This window comes from Mucilaginibacter sp. P4_E8 (assembly GCF_056401495.1).
On the sequence record NZ_JBFUJG010000017.1, the window covers coordinates 38,534 to 64,238 of the forward strand.

Sequence of the window (25,705 nt, forward strand, 5' to 3'; positions counted from 1 at the left end):
CAGGTTTTTTGACATGCCCACTTTGTGGTAGAAGGGTTTGCGGGAGTTTTTCCCGAGGCTCTAAAAATAGGTATCCGTATTATCACTGCCGTGGAAGGTGTAAGACAAGAATCAACGCAGTCCTCCTGAACTATAATTATGAGCGAAAACTCCAACAACTCATGCTTTCCGTAAGGCCACCGGACTTTTCAATCATATTTTGGACGATTCTAACTTGAATACGCATAGAATGGAATGCGTGAGTGAAAGGAGACAGCTATTAAGGCAACTTGCTTGGCAGCAATCGGCACTTTCTAAGGCCCGAAAGCTATTTGTGGAAGATATATTGAAGTTTGATGATTACAGTGAATTCAAAAAAGAGTTTCTGGCAACTTCCGCTTGTCTAAAAAAAGAGCTAGGCGATAATATCGATAAACTGAACAATATTGATATACAGCGTCAATTAGAGCATGGAGCCTTGGTAGATCTCTTTAGGGGATATGCCAGTCTGGACACCGCAGATAAAAAGCATCTAGTCAAGCTTATTCCGCCGAATGAGGCGAACTTTCAAACGGGCGAGATTTCGTTGGGTCTTACCGATGCATTGTCAAAAATATTGGTATTGAACATAAAGAGCAAGTCAAAGAAATGAACTTTATAGAAAGAAAGATTTCGGTTAAACGTGCAATTTCCGTTTTGGCCAAAAATGGCATTGAGGTGGATGATAGTGAGGCTAGTGTCATCTTGGATTTTCTTTATCTGATAGCCAAGAATTATAGCAAAAAAGAGGAAGTAGAAAATGCCCATAACCCAAAGGAGAGGTCGAACTCATTAAAATCGACCATAATAGAGCCTTAAAGCTGCTTTTTAGACTATTTTGGATAAAAGTCTAAGGAGTTTTTTAGTAATTGTCGAACACGAATCGGTCAGGCGGTAACAGTTTGGACCACAGGCTTTTATTGGCATAAAAAAAGGAAACAACCCCAATAGGTTGTTTCCTTAAGTAGCGGGGAGCAGGATCGAACTGCCGACCTTAGGGTTATGAATCCTACGCTCTAACCATCTGAGCTACCCCGCCGTTTTAATGTATATTACTCTTTTACAATGGTTAATTAAAAAGAGTTGCCCTTTATAAATAGTGGGCTTCCTTAAAAAGGTTTGCAAATATAGCAGAAATTCGTTTTCTTTAGAAAAAATGTTAACATTTACAGCTTTAGAGCTTACAAGTATAAACCCCAATGTCCGAAAAAAAGAAATTTACCATTGAATATGAGATAAAATCATCTCCAAGAATACTCTTTACTTTTTTAAATGAGCCCAACGGATTAACGCAATGGTTTGCCGATGACGTAAGCATAAAAGACCAGGTTTATACTTTTACCTGGGATGATGAACCACAAAAAGCAAAGTTGCTGGCCGTAAAAGAAAATAAGCTGGTTAGGTTTAAATGGGTAGATGATGAACCGCAGTGCTATTTTGAAATGGAAATTCTGCAGGATGAACTTACCAATGATGTTGCCCTGAGTATAACTGATTTTGCAACCGAAGACGCTATTTCTGAGCGTAAACTAATATGGGATAATCAGATTGAGTACCTCATAAGCGTATTGGGTGCTTAAGGGAATTTAATTTTAGCTAATTTTGTATTGTGAAACACCATTTGTGCGTTAATGAAAATTACACGCCCAAGGGTAGCTTCATTCCCTGTTAATACAAATTGCGCTGATGAAAAAGATACATCTTTTACTACTTAAATCGTTTATAAGGCCTTTTGTAGTTACGCTTTTCATCGTAATGTTTGTGTTGTTGATGCTGTTTTTATTTAAATACATTGACGACTTGATTGGTAAAGGTTTTGCCTGGTACACCATTCTTGAACTGATGTTGTATAATTCGGCTACCAATGTGGCTATGGCGCTCCCTTTATCTGTTCTGCTTTCAACCATCATGACTTATGGGGCGCTTGGCGAAAATTATGAGCTGGTTGCTATTAAGGCCGCGGGTATCTCTTTACGCAGGGCTATGTATCCTATGATCGTTGTTGTAACAACCTTGAGCATTGCGGCCTTCTTTTTTTCTGATTACATGCTGCCGGTTGCCAACCTTAAATATTTCTCCTTATTATATGATGCCCGCAAGCAAAAATCGGCCGATCTGTTACCGGCTATGGTTTTCAGCAATAGCTTTCCGGGCTATACTATCCGTGTAAAAAGCAAGGACCCTGACGGACAAAGACTGTACGGCATTATGATATATAAAAAAACTGCCGATGGTAATAATACTACGGTAACTATTGCCCGCGAAGGCACCATGTTCCGTACCATGGGCGATAAATTTCTGGTGCTAAAGTTAAAGGACGGTGTTAGTTATGAAGAATCGCCAGGCGAAAATGCTGCCTACAATTACCGGCAGCACTTAACAAGGTTCCGTTTTAAAGAAACCGAACAAAAATTTGATCTGTCAAGCTTTAAAATGGCGCGTACCGACGAAAATGAGTTTAAACAGGCCTCGCAAATGATGAATTTAAAGCAGTTAAAGTTCTTTATTGATTCGGTACAGCGCGTGGTTGATGTGAGTATTGTAACCAATTACAAACTCATTACGCCATATATTAAATATTTTTCAATCCCGGCAAAATCAACCACAGTGAAAAAATTCATCCCGGCCGATAAAACCGGGGTGTTAAAGAGCATGACACTGGCAGACCAGTCAATGGCCATATCCAGCGCGGCATCAGAGGTGCGCAGTATAAAAGATGTGGTAAAAAACCGCACAGAACGGTACAAAAGCGATTCGATGACCATCCGCAGGTATGCATCCGAAGTGCAAAAAAAGTTTACGCTTTCGGCCGCCTGCATCGCGTTGTTTTTAATTGGCGCCCCGCTTGGTGCTATCATCCGTAAAGGTGGCCTGGGTTTGCCGGTTGTAATTTCAGTGATTTTTTTCCTGATCTATTATATCATCTCAACCATAGGCGAAAAATCAGTAAGGGCCGGCAATGTTTCTACCTTTTTTGGTATGTGGATTGCTATTATAGTGCTAACGCCTATCGGATTATTCCTGTCCTACAAAGCCGCTACAGATTCTGCAATATTTGATGTGGAGCTATACAAACGCGCCTTTAATAAATTAATTAGACGCAAAGGCAACTAATTGGTATAAGTTTATCGTAATCATGTATATATTGGCATGCTCCCTGCTGTAAGTGATTTTACACAGCACCGACCAGAATCATTTTTATATATCATAAATTTGTTTATAATTATTAAATATCTCATGGCTCATTTATTGGAGCCATACCTAATACTGATATAATGCTAAATACGATACAAGAAGCTATTGAAGATATACAAGCTGGTAAAATGATCATTGTGGTTGATGATGAAGATCGTGAAAACGAAGGCGATTTTTTAACCGCGGCACGCAATGCCACACCCGAAGCCATAAACTTTATGGTACGCTATGGCAGGGGCCTGGTATGTGCACCCATTACACAGCAGCGCGCCCGTGAGCTTGAACTTGAACCTATGGTGAGCCATAATACCACTTCGCACGAAACCAATTTTACGGTTTCTGTTGATTTGCTTGGGCATGGTTGTACTACGGGCATTTCGGCTACCGACAGATCAAAAACCTCCCTGGCGTTAATTGATCCGGCAACCAAACCCGAAGACCTGGGCAGGCCGGGACATATTTTCCCACTGATTGCCAAGGATGGTGGTGTGCTGCGCAGATCGGGACATACCGAAGCTGCTATTGATCTGGCTGTTTTAGCAGGCTTTGAACCAGCAGGCGTAATATGCGAAATTATGAAGGAGGATGGTGACATGGCCCGCCTGCCTGATCTGCTTGCAATGGCAAAGGAATTTAATCTTAAAATAGTATCCATAAAAGATCTTATCGCCTACCGTTTAAATGCCGAAACTTTAGTGAAAAAAGAAGTATCGGTGCAAATGCCTACCGAATGGGGCGATTTTGAAATGATAGGCTATACGCAGCTGGATACCGGCGAAAATCACCTTGCCCTTATAAAGGGTACCTGGGAACCCGGTGAGCCTGTTTTGGTGCGCGTGCATAGTTCATGTGTAACTGGCGATATTTTTGGCTCATGCCGATGCGATTGCGGTCCACAGCTACATAAAGCTATGGAGATGATCAGTAACGAAGGTAAAGGCGTTGTAGTATACATGAACCAGGAAGGCAGGGGCATTGGCCTTATTAATAAACTTAAAGCTTACCATTTACAGGAAAACGGTTTGGATACGGTAGAGGCCAATATTAAATTAGGCTTTAAAATGGATCAGCGCGATTATGGTATAGGCGCGCAGATATTACGCAGCCTGGGGATCTCTAAAATGCGCTTAATGACCAATAATCCTAAAAAACGTGCCGGCCTGATTGGTTACGGCCTGGAAGTGGTTGAAAATGTGCCGATTGAAATAGCATCAAACCCGCATAATGAATCATACTTACGTACTAAAAGAGATAAGATGGATCATGCCATTATGCGCGATCACTAATTAATTTTCATCATCATCGGGCTTGATGGCCGGTGTACCACCAGTTGTAGGTGTAGGATTTGGAGTTACCGGGGCCCTGTCGCGGCGGCTTCTTCTGAATATGTTCCTGATAAATTCGCCGAAGGTGTCAAAATCTCTCGTATATACTAAACCAAGCCCGTTTACGTACTGAAAATCAATGGAAGAGCTGGTGAGGGAATTGAGTGTGGTATTATTTAAAAGCCGGTAAGAGTACCTTGCTGTAAGGTTACCATCTTTCCTGATCTGGTACAGGGCTTCAAAATCTTTAGTGAGCGAATTGAATCTTTGATTGAACAGGCTGGTATTATTATTAAACAGATCGTTTGAACCTGTATTGGTGAACAAGCTACCGCTAAATGACAGGCGGCTGTTAAAGAATCTTAATGAAGCGCTGGCTTCATTAAAGGAGCGTATGTTCAAATCAAAGTTTTTGATGTTTGATTGGGATATAAAGCTGTTCAGTTTATTGAACGCAAATTCACTCACCGCCTCGCTTGCTGTACCAACAACCTGATTGGTTAAATTATTATTGTTGTTTGATGAAAAAGTACGGCGTACAATAATGCTGATAGCCTGCTGACTGCGATTATTATTGTCGGACAGGTAAGTAGCCAGGTCATCCTTTACTGATGGATCAGTAGGGAAGTTAAAGTCAAAATCAATATTAGGCTGTAATAAGGATTTGGTGAGGATTAGCTGGGCTTGTACCAGCGTTAGTTGGTTATTTGTTGGTGGAGTTAACCCGGCAGCCTGGTAAAGCGGTTGCTTGCTTGTGCGTACCTCATAAAGGGCTTTCAGATTTATCTCGGCATTTGATGGGTTGCCCGTCCACCGGATGGTACCACCCTGGCTCACCGTGAAGTTTTTACTGATAAAATTTTTAGCTGTAAACTCAAATTTACCCGTACTTATCAAAAAGTCGCCATACATTTCAAAATCGCCCAGGCTGTTAATGTTTAGCTTTAAATTGCTGGCAACCCCACTGCCTTCCAGTAAACCGTAGTCGGTAGCAATTTTAACGATCGTTTTTTCATCTGCACTAAGGTCAAAATTAAGGGTAACACCATTAAAGGCCCGTTCTTTTTCAACAGTTTTCACGGTATCTTTATGGCTTACAAACTTTATAAAATCATATTCGCTTGCTGTAGACGACGTATTGAGCGGTATATTGAACACTGTACCTGCTTCTGTACGTGCTGTAATATCAATCTTCATATTATCAACCGGGCCCTTAAAGCTAAATTTACCAGTACCGAATGCGGTACCATAATAAATGTGGTTGTCTTTAAATGTAGTGTTTAAGGCCATCAGGTTGCGGGCATCTACCACTACCTGTATATCAGGATTATTCAGATCATTCAAATTAACTGTTCCGTTTGCTGTACCGGTACCGCCCTTGAAATCTTTCAATACCATGTTATTGATATTGATAACGCTGTTATTAACGCTTAGTTTATTGTTAACAGTGTAAGCGGTTTTTAAATAGTTAACCGTAACACCCGTATTTTCTAAAGTAAGACTGCCATTAAACTGTGGATTAGATGGTTTTCCGGAGAGCTTCAGGTCTGTTGAAATATGTCCTTTAACATCTGATACCAGGTCCTTAATAAAAGGCTCAAAGATGATGGCCTCAGTTTGGTTCATCTTTACGTCAAAATCAAGATTGTCGTCCGTATCATGTCCAAAGGCATAAATACCCGCTATGTTCATGGTTTCCAGTCCGCGGTTCAGGATGTTCAGCTTTATATTAGCCTGCTTGCGGTCGTTACCCAGTGTTGATTCCAGTTTCACATTGCCGATAAGCGTTTTGTTCATGGTTAGGGAGTCCACGTTCAAATGCGCATCAATGCCTGGCGATTTGGCAATGGAAGTAAATTTAACATCGCCATTAAGGCTGCCCTTTAAAAATATGCCCGAGGTTTTGGTAAGCTGGTTAAGTGTGCGCATATTGAATTTTTCGAACGAAAGCTTCAATTCATCGGCAGGATTGTCAGAGATAAACCCGTTGATACGTACTTTTTGTAAGCCATTGGATAATTCAAAGCCCGATACCTGGGTTTTGCCATCGAGCAAACGGATCCTTACCTGTTCCTGTAGCTTCCATTTTTCTTTTTCAAGAACGATATCTGACGGCAGCAGCTTTAATTTGGCAGTAGTATCTCTTCCAAATTCAACCAAACCGTAAAGGTCAAGCTGGTTTACCGCGTTTTTATCTGATAATTTAACGTTAAAGTTTAAGCTGTCGTTTTTAAGGAAGTTGGTAATGTTAATATCCTTAATAAACAAACTATCGGTAAGGTCAACCCGGCTTAATGATACGTTGAGGCCCAGCAAGCTATCGGTTGTGTTTTCATCTATAATAAAATCATGAAAAATAATTTTGCCGTATTTAAAGGTCTTAATATAGCCCGATAGGGTAGCCGTTTTCTTTTCAGAGTCAAACTGCCCTACAAATGTTCCCTGTTCAGGTATTTTTAAATCAGGTAAAAATATGGCAGTAAGCGGGTCCATATTTTTAAGGTTAAGGTTAAGCGTAAACTGTTCGGGCTTAGGGGTAACAATAGTTGTTTTTATTGAAGGGATATATTTTTTAACAATTGTTTTGAAATATGATGGGAGGGTAGCCAGGTTAAAACTGCCTTTAATACTGGCATCGGCAAAATCAGACCGTAAGGCTATTTCCCGATCATTTCCTTTGCCGGCAGCTGATAGATACAGAGAATCAACCAAATAATTATTACGCGGATCAACTACCCTTGCCGGCGAAAATAAAACAGTGCCCTGTACATTATCAACGTTATTGCCCGAAAAAGCAGTATTTAGCCTGGTGCTTACCGTAATAGTATCCTTTATTAGTTTAAGCTTATTCAGGTTAGCGTCCTTAATGGTTGCCGCTAAATCATATACCGGTAATACGGGATTTAAATTAACGCTGCCTTTTAAATCAAGCTTTACATTTTTATCATTTATGGTGATATGCCCATTAGCCAGTTTTTTTATGAACGAGCCGTTTACAGTAAGCTTATTATAGGTATAGCCTTTAAAATCAATTGAACTGATATTGGCATCTGCCTTTATGCCCAGATTTTTTAATTCATCGCCGCTGCCTTGTACGTTTGCGTTAAAAGTGGTGCGACCAAGCATATTTTCGTCAATCAGGGTGCCCAGGTCAAAATTAAATGCATCTAATTTGCCGCTATAGCTGGGTTTACCTTTTTTATCAATTTTAAGGTTGATGTCTGAATCAAACCTGCCCAGGCCGGTTTTAAATATACCGTAGGCTACAAAATCATTTTGCAAGCCGGTAAACCTGCCGGTAAAATTAATATTGCCAAACTTGCCAATAATAGCAGGTGCCTTCATGTTAGGCGAACCCGAGAAATGACTGATCAAATAATCAACATCCTTTTTGTTTGATGCTACCTGTTCAAATTTCAAATCCAGAAAGGTGTTATCCCAATCAGGTAATCCCCGTAAATTAAAATCGCCTTTAATAAAAGTTGCTTGCCCGCCGGTTATAGTAACGTTTTTGGCTTTTAAATTATTTACCAAACCTTTAGCCCGGCCCTCAATACCCAGGTCAAAGCTTACCTTGCCCATTCCGCTGGTAAAGTAGGCAATATCAGTTGATGATATACGCGATGCCTTAAAATTGGCATCCATATTCACTTTGTTTTCGAAATTGTCAAAATCATCAAACGATTTAAAACGCATCCTGAAATAATCCTTCAGGTTGGAGTGTTTGGTTTGGATGGCCAGGTGCTGCAGTAATATCTGGTTGGTATCAATGGTGGTATGCGCGGTAAAGTTTTTAACATAAAAACCGCTTTTTTCCTGCAGGGTTAGGTTTTTGACATCGCCTTTAAACAGGTGGTCCTTAATATTCATGCCTGTTACCGTAGTGCTGAAATGGCTTACATCAATATCATCAAAATTAACCTTGTTCTCAACCGTATCTATCAGCTGGTTTTTGTAGCGGAAATGAAAATTAGTGATGGTTATTTTATCGAAATTAATTGTCCAGGGTTTGCTGGCGATTTTTTTAATAGTATCGCCTTTAGTAGTATCGCCCGAGTTAAAGTAATCAATAATGAATTTTAAGTTGGTAGTGCTGTCCTTTTGTTTTTTAAGGTAAAAAGAGCCGTTATCCAGCTCAATGGATTCCAGATTAATAACCTTTCTTTTAATACTGGTAAAAAGCGAAAAGCCATAAATATCAACAGCCAGTTTTGGGGTGTTGAGCAGCGTATCTTTATTTTTATCAAGCACATACAGATCCTCCAGTACCACAGAGGTAAAAGGCCTGATGTACAGGCTTTTGATGCCTACTTTGGTGTGTAGCTCATCAGACAGGTATGCTGTAGCTTGTTTTGCCGCCCAGGTTTGTACAGATTTAAATTGTAACACCAGTAAAAGTATGCTCAGTGTCAATAAAATGAACAACACTATCCCTAACGCTATATTGAGTACTTTTTTAATAACTTTGTGTTTTTTAATGGTTGAGTTACTGAATTATTAAATAACTAAAATCATGTTACAATTTAAAAGGATGATAGTTTGTTAATTTTTTAATAAAGCAATAATTCACTAAATCAACAATTCAATAATTAATAACGTGCCTGTAATTTTAGGAATTGAATCTTCATGTGATGAAACCTCTGCATCTGTTTGTGTTGATGGTATGATATTGAGCAATGTGATCGCTAATCAAACCATTCACGAAGCTTACGGAGGCGTTGTCCCTGAGCTTGCCTCGAGGGTTCATCAGCAAAATATTGTTCCTGCTGTTCAACAAGCATTATTGAACGCAAAAGTAAACAAAAATGATATTGATGCAGTAGCTTTTACACGCGGACCGGGACTTTTAGGTTCGCTTTTAGTTGGGGTGTCATTTGCCAAGGCATTTGCGCTGGCCCGCAACCTGCCACTTATTGATATAAACCACATGCAGGCCCATATTTTGGCCCATTTTATTGGCGATCACAAGCCATCGTTTCCGTTTTTATGCCTTACCGTATCGGGCGGGCATACGCAAATAGTTTTGGTGAATGATTATTTTGACATGCAGGTGATAGGTCAAACCATTGACGACGCTGCTGGCGAGGCGATGGATAAAACCAGTAAAATTTTAGGTTTGCCATATCCCGGCGGTCCGCTCATTGATAAATACGCGCGTCAGGGCAACCCGGATGCCTACAAGTTTCCTGAGCCGCAAATTCCGGGTTATGACTATAGTTTTAGCGGATTAAAAACATCCATTCTATATTTTATAAGGGATAACGTTGCTAAGAACCCTGATTTTATCAGTCAGAACTTGCCTGATATTTGCGCATCGGTTGAAAAACGGATAGTAACTATACTACTTAACAAGTTGCAAAAGGCTGCCCAGGCGCATGGCATAAAACAGATAGCACTGGCAGGTGGCGTATCGGCCAATACCGGCTTACGCGAAGGTTTGCAGGCACTTTGTGCTAAGAACGGTTGGGAAAGCTTTATCCCTAAAATGGAGTACTGTACCGATAACGCGGCCATGATAGCTATTGCCGGTTACTATAAATATTTAAAAGGCGAATTTGCCGGGCAGCAGATAGCTCCTTTGGCGAGGATGCAGATGTAGCCCCCCGGCCCCCTAAAGGGGGAGTGGCGCGGGCTTATAATTAATGATAAACAATTTAAAATTCCCCCTTTAGGGGGTTAGGGGGCTTATGAACATTCCTTCACTTATATTCTGGGCAGTTTTTGTATTGCCGCTGGTTGCGTTTTTAATATGGCTCATGCGCCAGGACAAGCGCAAAGGGGTTACCGGGCTTATTGTATTGGCTATAATTGTGATTGGTGGTATAGTTTATATGTACCTTAAAACAGGCGGTCAGTAAACCGCTGATTGGTTTTTGATTACGTTGATTTCGCTGGTGGTTATCTGAGATTTTGTCTGAACCTGGATTTATGGGATTAAAGGATTGACATGATTTTATTTTGAATTCTAATTCTAAAAGACATGAGGCTCGAAAATAACTGGAAGTATAAATCGCTTTTCAATTTAGAAAAAACGTATTTGGTTAGTCCTTATGAAGAAGCGCCAAGCCGTCTTGTTAAACGTTGTTATGAGTTAATAAAGCTTCCTCTTAATGAATACACCATTGAGGACTTAAGACTAATGATAGGACAGGAGTTTGGTTTACTTTATTTGATTCCTCTTGCTATTGAAAAGCTTAACGATAATTTATTTGCGGAAGGCGATATGTATGAGGGCGACTTGCTGGCAAATGTGCTAAAAGTGCCTCCTGCCTTCTGGAAACAAAACCCCGATATATGGGCGCAAGTAAATAACCTTATAGCAAATAGAAGGGAAGAAATAACCAGTCGCGAAATTTCCATTGAGAAATTTCGATAGCGAATAATTCTCTAATCATGCGAATCCTTTAATCCTAAAAATCTCGGTTCATACAAATAGCCATTGCTTTTAATTTACAGCCGCTACTTCTGTTAATCCCTTGTAAAAAACCTTTGCATAGCCTGCTATTGTTTCGGCGTGATCAAGTCCGTTAATTATTTTACGGGCATTTACCCAGTCGGTGTGATCATCGCTCATAAACTCTCCCAAACTCCTGCCGGTAAATAAACCGCCGGTCATTCCTTTGATCATGATGGCTGCGGCTATCGCGGGTTCTAAGGCCAGTTCAGGGATATTAAGCAGGTCGACATGTAGCAGTCTGCCCATGTTTTCATAATTCTCATACCAGGTTAGCTGTACATAACCGCGACCATAGTATAACTCATCGGGAGTATTGTAGGGGATACGCTTACCCGGACCACCGCCCATTTTTAATTTTTTACCATAATCACGCCCTGCTCCTTTGCCAAACTCGGCTATTGGCTGCATAGTTTTGGCGCATTCGTGAAAAATAGTGGCCAGTATGTAGGCTGTTTTTCTTTCGTCGGTTATACCGGCGTTTTCTATAGCTGTTAATATGGCTTCGATGCCATCAACCTGGCTTTGCGACATATGGCCACCAAACAATGGGCGAACATCATCATAAAATTCTTTTGTACCCGGCATGATATTAAAATTTAAAGCGTTAATAGTAAATACCGGCATCACATCTGACAGATAAATGCCTGTTTAAAAAGAAGATAGCAAAGGTTAGGGACTTGTTAAGTAAATATAATATTATGGACGGGGATAACAAAATAAAAGCAGACTAATTTAGTCTGCTTTTATTTAATTTTTATATCAACAATTATTAGTCTTAAAACCGTTCTTTTAAATAATGCCCGGTGTGTGATTTTTTCTCTTTGATCAGATTCTCAGGTATACCTTCAAATACTACTTTACCGCCACGGTCGCCACCTTCGGGGCCGATGTCAATGATCCAGTCGGCACACTTTATAACATCCATATTGTGTTCAATAACAATAATGGTGTTACCATGTTCCAACAAGGCATCAAACGATTTGAGGAGCTTTTTAATGTCGGCAAAGTGCAAACCAGTAGTAGGCTCATCAAAAATGAAGAGCGTTTTATGGGTGTTGTTACCTTTTACCAGGAACGATGCCAGTTTGATACGTTGCGCCTCGCCACCCGAAAGGGTATTTGACGACTGACCTAATTGTACGTAGCCTAAACCTACATCAACCAAAGGTTTTATTTTGGCGATGATCTTCGGTTCTTTGGCAAAAAATACCAGGGCTTCGTCAATGGTCATGTGCAATACTTCGGCTACATTCTTTTCATTGTAGGTAACATCAAGTATATGTTGTTTAAAACGGTTGCCGCCACAGGTTTCGCAGGTCAGAAAAATATCTGCCATAAACTGCATTTCTATCTTCACTTCGCCCTCGCCCTGGCAAACATCACAACGACCGCCCTCTACGTTAAAAGAGAATGCTGATGGCTTTAAACCCGCCGCTTTTGATACCGGCTGTGAGGCATACAGGTTGCGGATCTCGTCCCAGGCCTTTACATAAGTAACCGGATTTGACCGCGATGAACGGCCAATAGGGTTTTGATCAACCAGTTCTACCTGTTCAATTTTGGCGTAATCGCCGTCAATGCTGTCATATGATCCGGTTTGCTCGCCCGAGTAATTGCCAAGCGTTTTTTGAAGGGCAGGGGCCAGTATACGTTTTACCAAACTGGTTTTGCCCGAGCCTGATACACCTGTAACCACGGTAAGTACACCTAACGGAAACTTGGCATTAACATGTTGCAGGTTGTTTTCGCGCGCACCCTTTATCTCAATAAAATCATTCCATTTACGGCGGCTTGCGGGGATGGCGATCTCTTCCTTGCCACTCAAATAGCGACCGGTTAAGCTGTTATCATCTTTAATAATTTCATCGTACGTACCGGTGAATATCAGCTCGCCGCCATGGGTGCCAGCCTCGGGGCCAATATCAATAATATGGTCGGCAGCTTTCATGATCTCCTCTTCGTGCTCCACCACTAATACAGTATTGCCTACATCGCGCAGCGATTTAAGTACACTGATCAGCCGTTGCGTATCGCGCGGGTGTAAACCGATACTGGGTTCGTCCAATACATAAACAGAGCCCACCAGGCTACTGCCCAATGAGGTAGCCAGATTAATACGCTGCGATTCGCCACCCGATAGGGTGTTTGATAAACGGTTAAGCGTTAAATAGCTTAAGCCTACATCATTTAAAAATACCAACCGGTTGGTGATCTCCATGAGCAAACGCTTACCTATTTTTACATCGGTTTCGTTAAGCTGCAAACCCTGGAAAAATTCAAGGGCCTTATCCAATGGCATCAATACCACATCGGTAATTGACCGCTCGTTGATCTTTACGTAGGATGCATCCCGGCGCAGGCGACTGCCCTTACATTCGGGACAAGTGGTTTTACCCCTGTAGCGCGACAGCATAACCCGGTATTGGATCTTATAAGTTTGCGCCTCCATCTCCTGAAAAAATTCATCCAGGCCACGGAAGTATTTATTACCTGTCCATAATAACCTTTGCTGCTTTTCAGTCAGTTGGTTGTACTGGCGGTGTATCGGGAAATCAAACTGAAGGGCGTGTTTTACCAGCATATCATTCCACTCGCGCATTTTTTCGCCGCGCCATGGAGCAATTGCCCCTTCGTATATACTTTTGCTTTTATCGGGGATAACCAGATCCTCATCAATACCGATCACCTTACCATAGCCTTCGCATTTTTTGCAGGCACCGTAAGGGTTATTAAAGCTGAAAAAATTAGGCGTTGGTTCTTCAAACTTTATCCCGTCGAGCTCAAAGCGGTCACAAAAAAAACGTTCCTGCTCTCCATCAGCATCGGGTTCCTGGTAACGTACATAGCAATCACCTTTACCTTCAAAAAAAGCGGTTTGTATCGAGTCGCCAAGTCGGCTAATAGTTTCATCTTCCTCGTTTTTTGATATACGGTCAATAACAATCCGAACACCGGGGTAGTGGGTTGGTGTTTCCGGATCCTGTGTTATTGTTTCATCGCTTTCAGTCTTCAGCTTTTTGCCTTTAGCCTTTTTTTCGCCATGCACCTCAGCAATTAGCGAAGTATTATCAATAGATTCATCTTCCAGTAAAGCCTCAATTTTAGATAACTTGTTTAGATATTCTACCCGCACAAATCCCTTTTGCATTAAAACGGCAAGTTCTTCTTTTAAACTGCGGTTATTATGCGGATATAATGGGGCCAAAATGGTTACCTGTGTTTCATTGGGCAACGATAGTATAAAGTTTACTACATCGGTAACAGAATCCTTTTTTACCGGCAAGCCCGATACCGGCGAAATGGTTTTGCCAATGCGGGAGAACAACAGTTTTAAATAATCATATATTTCGGTTGATGTACCTACCGTTGAGCGTGGGTTTGAAGTAATTACCTTTTGCTCAATAGCTATAGCCGGGGCTATCCCCTTAATATAATCAACATYGGGTTTGTTCATACGGCCCAGAAACTGACGGGCGTAGGACGAAAGACTTTCTACATAACGGCGCTGACCTTCGGCATACAAAGTATCAAAAGCAAGTGATGACTTGCCCGAACCTGACATGCCCGTAACCACAACCAGCTTGTTTTTGGGGATGGCCACATCCATATTTTTAAGGTTATGTACCCTGGCCCCTTTTATGATGATATGTTTCTGCGGATCTTTTTCTGCTTCTTTAGTCATTCTTTGATTTTAGTTCATTGACCATGGATGGTAGATCATTTGATTGTCAAATTGTTCATGATAAACAATATTTATACCATGAACTGTATTTTACCATCCATGAACTTTTTTGAAAGTGCAAAAATCCTAAAATATTTAGCAGAATCCAAATAGGTTTTACTTTGTTTTTAGGTTTGCGCCAAATTAATTACTGAGTTTACAGTTTGCTGACTTTTAATTACTTAAAGCTGCAAATAGCTGCATGGGTTGTGAATTTTATTTAATACCTGATTAAACCATTATGTGAAATAGGCGTCTAACCCCGAAGGGCCATTAATTTTTAATATAAAGGCACTAATTTTCTCTAATGAACCTGATAAACAGAAGAAAGTAAAAAAATATAATTTGTTTTTTAACTGAGAATTTGTTTTATTTGAAATAACAATTTCTTAACCCCTAAGGAGCATACTATAGAATATACTTTACTTCATACGTTTTATAACTAAAAATTAAGTTTAAGAAGTACTTTCTATGGATTTTCAATTGAAGAGTGATCAGGATCTAATCCATCTATACATTGCCGGCGACGAAGCGGGGCTGGTGGAATTGATCAGACGATATCAAACAAAAATATATACCTCCATTTACCTGCTGGTAAAAGACGAATACTTAGCCGAAGACATTTTTCAGGACACCTTTATTAAGGTGATAAATACCCTTAAAGCCGGAAAGTATAACGAAGAAGGTAAATTTTTGCCCTGGGTAACCCGTATTGCGCACAATTTGGTTATTGACCACTTTCGCCGCGAAAAACGTGCTCCTATGGTAAGTAATGGCGACGACTTTGATATTTTTGAAGTGCTGGGCAATTACGATGAAAGTACCGAAGACCGCATGGTGCGCGAACAAACTCATAAAGACCTTAAAACATTGATACAGCTTTTGCCATCAGAGCAAAAAGAAGTATTGATCATGCGCCACTTTGGCGATATGAGCTTTAAAGAAATTGCTGATATTACCGAGGTAAGCATAAATACTGCCCTGGGCCGTATGCGTTATGCGCTTAATAACCTGCGTAAAATGATGCAAAGCAAGGAAATGAGCCTTAAAAATTAGCCATTTTTCAGTCGTAATTAGGTTGTTGAAAATATTATTTGCTCATTAAGTAATTTTTATTTGCTCTGCAATAAAAATTTTAATTAGGTAGCATCCAATCATTCAATGAGTTAATAACGAATGAATCTATTATTAAATAAAAAAATTTCATTTAATTTTCATTTAACAAAATATTATCTTTAAGCCACCGTTATAAATCATATAAAATTTATTACAAAAAAAGCTTATGGATGAAACCTCTACTACGACGTTAAATGGAATTGCTAACCAAGCTCTAATGGACAAGAATGGACAAGAAAATCTGGATGCTGACGATTTGATTTTTTATAATTCACTTCGTGCTAATTTGGACCTTTTGAACAAAAAACCGAAGGTACATACTATACATCAGATACTTGACTACTCAAAAAGCTTGCGTTAAGTATTTTAAACTTACTGGTTCATAGATCATAATTGTTGATTAAGGTTGATGTTTTGCAAATGGCAAAAACCCGTATCCGATAAATGATTTATGAACCTTTCTATTTATATTGATTCGTAACTATTAGGTGTCAGTCATACATATTATAATATATGTATACCCTATATGTATGCCTCGTTGCACTATGATCAATTGAACCGTAAACATCACTACAAATTAAAGCATGCTTAAGGCCGAACGTTATCGCCATTTTGTTGACTATTTTTCAAAGCAACAGCCAAACCCTGTTACTGAACTTCATTATAATAATCCGTTTCAACTGCTGATAGCGGTAATACTATCGGCACAATGTACAGATAAGCGCATAAACCAGATAACTCCAGCTTTGTTTGAACGTTTCCCAACCCCGCAGGATCTTGCAGCTTCCACCCCCGAGGAGGTTTTTACCTACATACGCAGTGTAAGCTATCCAAACAATAAAGCCAAACATTTGGTAGGCATGGGTAAAATGYTGGTAGAGGTTTTTAATGGCGAAGTACCATCTGGTATTGATGACCTGCAAAAAATGCCGGGTGTGGGTCGTAAAACGGCTAATGTTATTGCCTCGGTGGTGTTTGAGGCGCCTGCCATAGCGGTTGATACGCATGTTTTCAGAGTATCAAATCGAATAGGACTAACTACCAATGCCCGTACACCACTGGCGGTTGAAAAACAACTAACAGAATATTTACCCCAGGATGTACTGGGAGTGGCCCACCACTGGCTCATATTACATGGCCGGTATATTTGTGTGGCCCGCAGCCCCAAATGCGAAATTTGCCCGCTAACCTGGTTTTGTAAATACTACGAGCGCAATAATACCGAAGCCGCGCTGCTAAGAGCCGAGGCCGCTAAGATCAAAAAAGCAAAAGAAGCTAAAAAGAAAAAGGCCTTGAATGTAATAAGTAAAGAGTTGAAGAAGAGAAGTGTGGATAAAGATATTTGATTGGTATTGGTAAGTTGATTAATTTCAGAATTAAATAAGCCTAAAGCGTCATTGCGAGATATGAAGCAAGAAGCCTCACCCAACCCTTTCCAAAGGAGTGGGCTTTAAAATGCTTTTAAAAAATCTCCCCCAAAGGGGGAGATTTAGAGGGGGCTTCTTGCTTCATATCTCGCAATGACGATCAAGTAAAGAAATTACTAAAAAAATTAGTATTTTAAAATAAAACATTTATATTTGTTGAAGATATTTATAAGATGAGCGCAGACAAAAACAATTCAGATAAATTGAAGGCATTACAGCTTACGTTGGATAAGCTGGAAAAATCATACGGAAAAGGTACCATCATGAAATTGGGCGACTCCGTTATTGAACCTACCGAAGTAATATCAACAGGCTCATTAGGGCTTGATATAGCTTTAGGGGTTGGTGGCTTACCTAAAGGAAGGGTTATTGAAATATACGGCCCCGAATCATCTGGTAAAACTACACTGGCTATACACGCCATTGCCGAATCGCAAAAGAAAGGTGGCATTGCTGCATTTATTGATGCGGAACATGCTTTTGACCGTTTTTATGCTAAAAAATTAGGCGTGGATGTAGAGAACCTGCTGATCTCTCAACCAGATAATGGTGAACAGGCACTTGAAATTGCCGATAACCTGATCCGCTCTGGCGCTATTGATATCCTCGTTATTGACTCTGTTGCTGCGTTGGTTCCTAAAGCCGAAATTGAAGGTGAAATGGGCGACTCAAAAATGGGTCTGCACGCACGTTTAATGTCACAAGCGCTGCGTAAACTAACCGGTACTATCAGCAAAACAGGATGCTGCTGCATATTTATTAACCAGTTGCGCGATAAAATTGGTGTAATGTTCGGTAACCCCGAAACTACTACCGGTGGTAACGCCCTTAAATTTTACGCTTCGGTACGTTTGGATGTACGCCGTATATCGCAAATTAAAGATACCGACGAAGTATCAGGTAACCGTGTTAAGGTTAAGATCGTTAAAAATAAAGTTGCTCCTCCGTTCCGCATAGCCGAGTTCGACATTATGTTTGGCGAAGGTATTTCAAAAGCAGGCGAGATCATTGACCTGGGTGTTGAGTACAACATTATTAAAAAAGCAGGATCATGGTTCAGCTATGGCGAAACCCGCCTGGGCCAGGGCCGCGATGCAGTTAAACAACTGATACTGGATAACCCTGAACTAATGGAAGAACTGGAAAACAAAATTAAAGAAACCGTTACCGGCGAACATTTAGCCGAAGTATAAAAGGATTTTTAAGGTCGTTTGATCTAAAAACTTTATTTACAAAAAAGCCTCTCATTTGGGAGGCTTTCTTGTTTTCAACGTCGTTTAAAAATGTTCCCTGTCATGCTGAACACAGTGAAGCATCTATTAGCCATCATTCAAAGCTTAACAACAGATCCTTCGTTCCTCAGGATGACAAACTTTTAGCGTGGCATATCATCATTTTCAGCCTCTTCTTTGGCCTCCTCGATTTTTGATCCGGCACGATTACGCTCAAAAAATCTTTGCATTTTTTCAATTTGCCTGCGCCGGTTAAAAAACTCATCAAGCAGGTAGGTTGGAATAAAGCAAGCTATCCAAATAGCTATAGTTGTTGGGGTTGAAAGTTCTGCTTCAAAAACAACAGGTGAAGATCCAATGAGTGTAACTGATATAAAGCCGGCCCATGAATAATAATTGGCTTGTTTTAATTTTAATAAGTAGCCATCCTCTGCAAAATTCCGCCTAAACGCATAGGTTAGAAGCGGGAACCAGATAAAAAAGAAAAGATTTTTTTGTAATAGGTTAAGATCATCAACAATGTTTCTTTTTACAAAAGTGGTTACCTTTTCTACCTGTTTATCTTTATAACTTTTAACGTCATCTTCGGTTATATTTCTGCTTGAGAGCTCCTGAATAGCAACAGTTACAGCAAGTTCTGTATAATCAAATTTGTTGTCAATAATTTCCATCAGCTTATCGGGCGACAGCGTCGCGTATTTTTCCTGGAGTTCTTCTTTGGTGATCATGCGTAATAAGGTTGCGGTTTAACTCAAATATAAGGTTTGCTAAATACTTTAAATGATTGTACCAAATGTTTTGCAATTCAATAAGGCTCAAATTAAGTCCTGTGCTAATTTTGCCATTATCTTCATCTATAAGTAATAAATAAAAACACCCCAAATCAATAGCTCAATAATTAATATATTTGCTTTAAATGAATAAATGGGCCTTATTGCTGCTTTCTGTACTGCTAATTCAACTCACGGCCTGTCATACTAATACTCCCGGTTCGCATAAAACTGTTTTTAACATCAATCTGGAGGAGGGCCTTACTTCGCTTGACCCTGCCTTTTGCCGCAACCGTTATACCATTTGGATGGATAATCAGATTTTTAATGGCTTGGTGCAGATCAATGATAGCCTTAAAGTAACTACCTGCATAGCCAAAAGCTGGGATATATCGGCCGATGGGCTTTTGTACACTTTTCATTTACGTAACGATGTGTATTTTCATGACGATCCGCATTTTGCAGGGGGCGTGGGCAGGAGGGCGGTAGCTGCTGATTTTGTTTACAGCTTTAGCCGCTTGATCGACCCTAAGGTTGCCTCGTCCGGCTCGTGGATCTTTAGCGATAAAGTAGAAGGCAAAAATGCCTTTACCGCACCCAACGATAGCACCTTCCGGATTAGGCTTAAACAGCCATTCGCGCCTTTTTTAAGCATGCTCACCGCGCAATACTGTTCCGTTGTACCCAGAGAGGTAGTAGAGTTTTACGGCAAGGATTTCAGGAGTCATCCTGTAGGCACCGGTCCGTTTAAATTTAAATATTGGAAGGAAGGCGAAGTGCTGGTATTAATGAAAAATGAAAAATACTGGGAAAAGGATAATAAAGGTCAACGCTTACCTTACCTTGATGCGGTTAAAGCCACATTTATTGCCGATAAGCAAACCTCGTTTTTAGAGTTTATAAAAAAGAAACTCGACTTTTTGAATGATATTGACGGCAGCTATCGCGATGATATTTTAACCAAATCGGGCAAGGTAACGCAGAAGTATAAGGGGAAATTCATTTTAAATACCGCCCCATACCTCAACACCATGTACTTAGGTATATTGGTGGATACCAACCTGGCCATAGTCAAAAAATCGCCCTTGCGGATACTGAAAGTAAGGCAGGCTATTAACTATGCTATCGACAGGCAAAAAATGATGAAATACCTGCGCAACAGCATGGGTACGCCCGGCTATGCGGGTTTTATCCCCGAAGGTATGCCGGGCTTTAGCAAGCATTTAAAAGGATATACCTACGATCCTGAGAAAGCCCGCCAGCTATTGGCCGAAGCGGGTTTTCCTGATGGTAAAAACCTGCCAGAAATTTCGCTGGCTACCACGGTAGGTTACCGCAGTTTGATAGAATATGTACAAGGCCAGCTTGACAGGTTAGGGATTAGAACCAGTGTGGAGATTACCCAGGGCGCCAGCCTGCGTGAGTTGGTATCAAAAAATGGCATTAACTTTTTTTATGGCCAATGGATAGCCGATTACCCCGACGGTGAAAATTACCTGTCGGTTTTCTATTCCAAAAACAAGATCCCTTTTGGGCCCAATTATACCGGCTTTAATAATAGAAAATTCGATGCACTGTTTGAGCAAACCTACCACGTAAAAAACGATACTGCCCGTTATACCCTGTATCAACAAATGGATGGTATTGTTATGGAGCAATCGCCGGTGGTAGTGCTATACTATGATAAACTGGTAAACCTGTACCAAAATAATATCAGCGGCTATAGTTTAAACGGTCAAAATTTACTGGTGCTGAAGAGGGTGGTGAAGGCCCCCTAACCCCCTGAAGGGGGAATTCTTGATTTGCTAAAATATATTTCCACTTGCGCTCGTTTGCAACGAGTGCTTAACATGGTTTTGCGATTGTATCGCTTCTGGTAATACTATTCGCGTTGTAAACGCTGACACATATTAAGCACTCGTTGCAAACGAGCGCAAGAAGTAAACCAAAAAAGCCTCCCCAAAAGGGAGGCTTTAAAATATTTAAATCTGAAATCGACAATCCGATATCCGAAATTAATTAAGAAGCCATTTGCTTGCGGATGATGTTTAGCGCGCCGCCGGCTTTAAACCACTCAATTTGCTGAGCGTTGTAGGTATGGTTTACCGCGAACGAATCAACAGAACCATCTTTGTGGTTTAATACAACGGTTAACTGTTTGCCCGGGGCAAAAGCGGTTAAGCCATTGATGTCGATAACGTCATCTTCCTGTATTTTATCGTAATCGTTGGTATCAGCAAAAGTGATACCCAGCATGCCTTGTTTTTTAAGGTTGGTTTCGTGGATACGGGCAAATGATTTTACCAGTATAGCGCGTACACCCAAGTGACGTGGCTCCATAGCCGCGTGCTCGCGTGATGAACCTTCGCCATAGTTTTCGTCGCCTACTACTATAGTACCTATGTTATGCGCTTTGTAATCGCGTTGGGTGGCAGGTACCGGTCCGTATTCGCCGGTTATTTCATTTTTAACGCTATCGGCAGTATTATTAAAATAGTTAATGGCACCGATCAGCATGTTGTTTGAAATGTTATCCAAATGACCACGGAACTTTAACCACGGACCAGCCATAGAGATATGGTCGGTAGTACATTTACCTTTAGCTTTAATTAATAGTTTTAAACCTTTAAGATCAATGCCTTCCCATGCCGCGAACGGCTCCAACAGTTGCAGACGTGATGATTTTGGATCAACAAGTACCTGAACCTGGCTGCCATCTTCGGCAGGGGCCTGGTAGCCGGCATCTTCAACAGCATAACCTTTTACCGGCATTTCAATACCTTGTGGCTCATCAAACTTAACCTGCTCGCCAAGTTCGTTGGTAAGGGTATCAGTAAGCGGGTTAAAGGTCAAATCACCTGCTATAGCAAACGCTGTAACAATTTCTGGTGATGCTACGAAAGCGTGGGTATTAGGGTTACCATCCTGGCGTTTAGCGAAGTTACGGTTAAACGAAGTGATGATAGAGTTTTTGCGGGTAGGATCGTCAGTATGACGGGCCCATTGACCAATACAAGGTCCGCAGGCATTAGCCAATACCACACCGCCCATTTGACCAAAAGTATCCAGGTAGCCATCACGGTCAACGGTGTAACGTACCAGTTCTGATCCTGGTGTAATGGTGAACTCTGCTTTAGTTTTTAATTTTTTATCGATAGCCTGTTTTGCAATAGATGCAGAACGGGTAATATCCTCATAAGATGAGTTGGTACAAGAACCTATTAAACCAACTTCTAATTTAGTGGGCCAGTTGTTTTCCCTAACCGCGGTAGCGAATTTAGAGATAGGCCATGCCAGATCAGGAGTAAACGGACCGTTTACATGTGGTTCCAACTCAGACAGGTTGATCTCAATCACCTGGTCAAAATATTGTTCAGGATTAGCATACACCTCATCATCGCCGGTTAAGTGTGCTGCAATAGCATCGGCAAGCTCGGCAATATCACCGCGTTTGGTACCTTTCAGGTAAGCAGCAGCTTTTTCATCATATCCAAAGATAGAAGTGGTTGCGCCAATTTCGGCACCCATGTTACAGATAGTACCTTTACCTGTGGCAGATAGTGAACGTGCACCTTCGCCAAAATATTCAACAATAGCACCGGTACCACCTTTTACTGTAAGGATACCTGCTACTTTAAGTATAACGTCTTTAGCTGATGTCCAGCCTGATAATTTACCAGTTAATTTAACACCGATAAGTTTAGGGAATTTAAGCTCCCATGGTAAACCTGCCATTACATCGCAGGCATCGGCACCACCAACACCAATGGCAACCATACCTAAACCACCCGCGTTAGGGGTATGTGAATCGGTACCGATCATCATACCACCCGGGAATGCATAGTTTTCTAAAACAACCTGGTGAATGATACCTGCACCGGCTTTCCAAAAACCAATACCATATTTATCAGAAACCGAAGCCAGGAAATCATAAACTTCGCGGTTTACATCAATAGCTGTATTTAAATCGGCAACGGCGCCAATTTTTGCCTGTATCAAGTGATCGCAATGCACGGTAGACGGAACTGCAACCTGCGGACGGCCAGCCTGCATAAACTGCAGCAGGGCCATTTGCGCTGTAGCATCCTGCATAGCCACACGGTCTGGTGCAAAATCAACGTAATCTACTCCGCGGCCAAATGCTTTTTGAGCATCGCCTTCAGAAAGGTGGGCGTATAATATTTTTTCGGTTAAAGTAAGATGTTTACCAGTCGCTTTGCGGGCAGCATCCACACGGGTGCTGTAGCGGTCGTAAACTTTTTTGATCATATCTAAATCAAAAGCCATTTGTATTTGATTTTTAGGTGAAAGTAAAAGAATTGACACTAAGTTCATTGAGTTGAACGTAGTGCGGCGAATTTACAAAAATTACAGGTAAAAGCTGTCAGTCAATTGTGTAAATGTTATTTGGAGATATTCTAAATAGGATGCCCCCTAACCCCCTGAGGGGGAATGCAGCCGGCATAGCACCAACTGTTCTACTTCCCGCTCACCACTATTAGTTTATCATTGCTCCCATTACTTGTTATAATAAATACCTTGCCATCCGGTGATATGGCAACATCACGCATGCGGCCGTATTTGTTTTTATAAAAGGTGTTCACGCTTTCTACTTTGTCGCCAGCTGAGTTTAGTTTTATCTGCAGTAATTCCGAACCTTTTAGTACGGCTAACAACAATGAGTTTTTCCATTGCGGGATAGCTTCTTTATTATAGTAGTCGATGCCCGATGGGGCGATAGTAGGTGTCCAGCCCTGGATTGGTTCAACTACATCGTTTGCTGCACAGAAGGATTTCTCTTCATTAGTGTTGCAATAACCCTCTACATTAGGCCAGCCAAAGTTTTGCCCTTTTTGGATAATGTTGATCTCGTCGTCAGTCGAGTTACCATGTTCCGAGCTGTAAAGCCGGTCGCCAACAAAAACAAGTCCCTGAGCGTTACGGTGACCGTAACTCCAAACAGCACTGCCTGCTATTGGGTTATCTGAGGGGATACTGCCATCCAGGTTGATGCGCTGAATTTTACCTGCAGGATTGTTTTTATCCTGCGCTCTTGGTGCTTCGGAAGCATCTCCGCTGGTTATAAAAAGTTTTTTATCGGGAGAGATGGCCAGGCGGGTTCCGTTATGAATACTGGCAGCAGGAACGTTATCCAGCAAAACCACAGGATTGATCAGGGTGCCGCCGCTGTAAGTAAACTTTACGATCTTTTTAATATAGATGCCGCCTTTGTCATAATTATAAGCCACAAAAACCTCGGGGGTGGTAGCAAAATCGGGGTGTAAAACCATACCAAGTAAACCTCCTTCTCCACGTGAAACCACATCGCTAATGATTTTTATGGGGGTAATGGCGCCTGTAGCCGGGTCTATACTGCTTATTTTGCCGCCGCGTTCGGTTATCCATAACTTATTATCCGGCCCCCATAAAACCTCCCATGGGAATGTTAATTTATCAGTTAAAACTTTGTCGGTTAATGCTGAATCGTTGCCAGGTGTATCAGGTGTATTGGTGTTTTTTGGGCTTTTTTTACAGGTGCTAAATAATAAAATACCCGCTAAAACCGCTAAGGTTATCCATGCTCTCATCTACGTATTATTTAGTGGAGTAATAATTGAATAACAAGGTTTTATGTGAATTGTTGTTGTTTGATAGCTTAGCTGCTGGAGCCGGTAAGCCCTATCCCATATTATCTATACAATTTGGTGATTGACCGGGTTTAGTAAATAAAAACTAATACAACCCTCTTCAGGGGATTAGGGGGCAAAACTCATACCCTTCCTTGCTCCAGTATTCCATCGCCCTGGGCAACACATATTTCACACGGTCAAACGCTTTTAGGCTATCGTGAAAAACCACCATCGATCCAGCCTCCGTATGTTTCAGCACGTTTTTAAGGCAATCTTCGGGTTTAAGATTTTGGTCGAAGTCGCCGCTGAGCACATCCCACATCATAATTTTAATATCGGGCCGGGCCGCCTGCAAGTCTTTGATCTGGCGTTTTTTTATCCGGCCGTACGGCGGCCGGAAAAGCGGGGTATCCAATATTTTATCAGTCAGCAAAAAATTATTCAGGTATGTTTCATTATCAGTTTTCCAGCCTTTTAAGTGATTGTAGGTATGGTTGCCTATAGCGTGGCCGTCCGTTATTAATTGCTTGAAAATATCAGGATGTTTGTTTACATTATCCCCGATACAAAAAAAGGTGGCTTTGGCATTATATTGTTTTAAAATATTTAATATGTGTGTTGTAACAATTGGTATAGGTCCATCGTCAAAAGTGAGATAAATGCAACGGTTAGTTTGGTTCATGTTCCAAATTAGTTCAGGATATAGCCTTTTGAGCAGCCAGGGTGTTTTAACCAAATACATATTAAAATATAGGTGTTAAATGTTTTATTTTAAAAAATAAACGAAAATGAACATTGCAAGGTAATCATCAGT

20 protein-coding genes and 1 tRNA gene are annotated in these 25,705 nt (G+C 41.0%); 13 read left to right on the forward strand and 8 right to left on the reverse strand.

Going from position 1 to position 25,705, the window contains the following annotated elements; all coding sequences use genetic code 11:
* Positions 1-8: 8 nt before the first annotated feature.
* From AC1DRQ_RS10010 to AC1DRQ_RS10020, 3 genes are read left to right on the forward strand one after another with little or no spacing between them, the layout of a single operon-like run.
* Positions 9-218 (forward strand): hypothetical protein, encoded by a 210-nt coding sequence (locus AC1DRQ_RS10010; protein WP_477424069.1) that lies wholly within the window; start codon positions 9-11, stop codon positions 216-218.
* Positions 200-631 (forward strand): hypothetical protein, encoded by a 432-nt coding sequence (locus AC1DRQ_RS10015; protein WP_477424071.1) that lies wholly within the window; start codon positions 200-202, stop codon positions 629-631. Before AC1DRQ_RS10010 ends, AC1DRQ_RS10015 begins: the two co-directional genes overlap by 19 nt.
* Positions 628-837 (forward strand): hypothetical protein, encoded by a 210-nt coding sequence (locus AC1DRQ_RS10020; protein ID WP_477424073.1) that lies wholly within the window; start codon positions 628-630, stop codon positions 835-837. Before AC1DRQ_RS10015 ends, AC1DRQ_RS10020 begins: the two co-directional genes overlap by 4 nt.
* 146 nt (positions 838-983) lie before the next feature.
* On the opposite strand, the gene AC1DRQ_RS10025 is transcribed toward AC1DRQ_RS10020, so the two are convergent.
* Positions 984-1,057 (reverse strand) — tRNA-Met (locus AC1DRQ_RS10025).
* A gap of 160 nt (positions 1,058-1,217) precedes the next feature.
* On the opposite strand from AC1DRQ_RS10025, the gene AC1DRQ_RS10030 reads away from it, so the two are divergent.
* From AC1DRQ_RS10030 to AC1DRQ_RS10040, 3 genes are all read left to right on the forward strand, one after another.
* Positions 1,218-1,598, forward strand: a complete 381-nt coding sequence (locus tag AC1DRQ_RS10030; protein ID WP_429400226.1) for an START-like domain-containing protein — start codon at positions 1,218-1,220, stop codon at positions 1,596-1,598.
* Between the two features lie 106 nt (positions 1,599-1,704).
* The gene (locus tag AC1DRQ_RS10035; RefSeq protein ID WP_429400225.1) at positions 1,705-3,132 is read left to right on the forward strand and encodes an LptF/LptG family permease; all 1,428 of its coding nucleotides are present in this window, start codon (positions 1,705-1,707) and stop codon (positions 3,130-3,132) included.
* Positions 3,133-3,293: 161 nt separating this feature from the next.
* On the forward strand, positions 3,294-4,499 hold the full coding sequence (locus AC1DRQ_RS10040; protein ID WP_477424076.1) for a bifunctional 3,4-dihydroxy-2-butanone-4-phosphate synthase/GTP cyclohydrolase II: 1,206 nt from the start codon (positions 3,294-3,296) through the stop codon (positions 4,497-4,499).
* Here the strand turns inward: AC1DRQ_RS10040 and AC1DRQ_RS10045 are convergent, their stop codons facing one another.
* Positions 4,500-8,927: a translocation/assembly module TamB domain-containing protein gene (locus tag AC1DRQ_RS10045; protein WP_477424077.1), complete on the reverse strand. Its 4,428-nt coding sequence runs from the start codon at positions 8,925-8,927 to the stop codon at positions 4,500-4,502.
* A gap of 208 nt (positions 8,928-9,135) precedes the next feature.
* On the opposite strand from AC1DRQ_RS10045, the gene tsaD reads away from it, so the two are divergent.
* The 3 genes from tsaD (at position 9,136) to AC1DRQ_RS10060 (ending at position 10,914) form a co-directional block, all read left to right on the forward strand.
* Positions 9,136-10,137, forward strand: a complete 1,002-nt coding sequence (gene tsaD / locus AC1DRQ_RS10050; protein WP_429400222.1) for a tRNA (adenosine(37)-N6)-threonylcarbamoyltransferase complex transferase subunit TsaD — start codon at positions 9,136-9,138, stop codon at positions 10,135-10,137.
* An 88-nt stretch (positions 10,138-10,225) separates the two neighbouring features.
* Positions 10,226-10,396 (forward strand): hypothetical protein, encoded by a 171-nt coding sequence (locus AC1DRQ_RS10055; RefSeq protein WP_477424079.1) that lies wholly within the window; start codon positions 10,226-10,228, stop codon positions 10,394-10,396.
* Positions 10,397-10,518: 122 nt separating this feature from the next.
* A complete protein-coding gene (locus AC1DRQ_RS10060) occupies positions 10,519-10,914 on the forward strand; it encodes a contact-dependent growth inhibition system immunity protein (RefSeq protein WP_477424081.1) in 396 nt (131 codons plus the stop codon).
* Between the two features lie 69 nt (positions 10,915-10,983).
* On the opposite strand, the gene AC1DRQ_RS10065 is transcribed toward AC1DRQ_RS10060, so the two are convergent.
* Complete coding sequence (locus AC1DRQ_RS10065) at positions 10,984-11,580, reverse strand: glycoside hydrolase family 19 protein (protein ID WP_429400221.1); 597 nt, start codon at positions 11,578-11,580, stop codon at positions 10,984-10,986.
* Positions 11,581-11,770: 190 nt separating this feature from the next.
* On the reverse strand, positions 11,771-14,677 hold the full coding sequence (gene uvrA / locus AC1DRQ_RS10070) for an excinuclease ABC subunit UvrA (protein WP_477424084.1): 2,907 nt from the start codon (positions 14,675-14,677) through the stop codon (positions 11,771-11,773).
* 510 nt (positions 14,678-15,187) lie between these two features.
* Between uvrA and AC1DRQ_RS10075 the strand changes: the two genes are divergently transcribed.
* From AC1DRQ_RS10075 to recA, 3 genes are all read left to right on the forward strand, one after another.
* Entirely contained in the window at positions 15,188-15,772 is a 585-nt protein-coding gene (locus tag AC1DRQ_RS10075; protein ID WP_429400219.1) for an RNA polymerase sigma factor, read from the forward strand.
* Positions 15,773-16,416: 644 nt separating this feature from the next.
* Complete coding sequence (gene nth, locus AC1DRQ_RS10080) at positions 16,417-17,178, forward strand: endonuclease III (RefSeq protein ID WP_477424086.1); 762 nt, start codon at positions 16,417-16,419, stop codon at positions 17,176-17,178.
* Positions 17,179-17,432: 254 nt separating this feature from the next.
* The gene (recA, locus tag AC1DRQ_RS10085) at positions 17,433-18,452 is read left to right on the forward strand and encodes a recombinase RecA (protein ID WP_429400217.1); all 1,020 of its coding nucleotides are present in this window, start codon (positions 17,433-17,435) and stop codon (positions 18,450-18,452) included.
* Positions 18,453-18,634: 182 nt separating this feature from the next.
* Here recA and AC1DRQ_RS10090 read toward each other — a convergent pair whose 3' ends face one another.
* Positions 18,635-19,219: a hypothetical protein gene (locus tag AC1DRQ_RS10090; RefSeq protein ID WP_477424087.1), complete on the reverse strand. Its 585-nt coding sequence runs from the start codon at positions 19,217-19,219 to the stop codon at positions 18,635-18,637.
* A 188-nt stretch (positions 19,220-19,407) separates the two neighbouring features.
* On the opposite strand from AC1DRQ_RS10090, the gene AC1DRQ_RS10095 reads away from it, so the two are divergent.
* The gene (locus AC1DRQ_RS10095) at positions 19,408-21,039 is read left to right on the forward strand and encodes an ABC transporter substrate-binding protein (RefSeq protein ID WP_477424089.1); all 1,632 of its coding nucleotides are present in this window, start codon (positions 19,408-19,410) and stop codon (positions 21,037-21,039) included.
* 241 nt (positions 21,040-21,280) lie between these two features.
* Here the strand turns inward: AC1DRQ_RS10095 and AC1DRQ_RS10100 are convergent, their stop codons facing one another.
* The 3 genes from AC1DRQ_RS10100 to AC1DRQ_RS10110 form a co-directional block, all read right to left on the reverse strand.
* Positions 21,281-23,548 carry an aconitate hydratase gene (locus AC1DRQ_RS10100; RefSeq protein ID WP_477424091.1) on the reverse strand — a complete coding sequence of 756 codons (2,268 nt, stop codon included), beginning with the start codon at positions 23,546-23,548 and terminating at the stop codon, positions 21,281-21,283.
* A 191-nt stretch (positions 23,549-23,739) separates the two neighbouring features.
* Entirely contained in the window at positions 23,740-24,849 is a 1,110-nt protein-coding gene (locus tag AC1DRQ_RS10105) for a PQQ-dependent sugar dehydrogenase (RefSeq protein WP_477424092.1), read from the reverse strand.
* A gap of 160 nt (positions 24,850-25,009) precedes the next feature.
* On the reverse strand, positions 25,010-25,633 hold the full coding sequence (locus tag AC1DRQ_RS10110) for a polysaccharide deacetylase family protein (protein WP_477424094.1): 624 nt from the start codon (positions 25,631-25,633) through the stop codon (positions 25,010-25,012).
* Between the last annotated feature and the right edge of the window lie 72 nt (positions 25,634-25,705).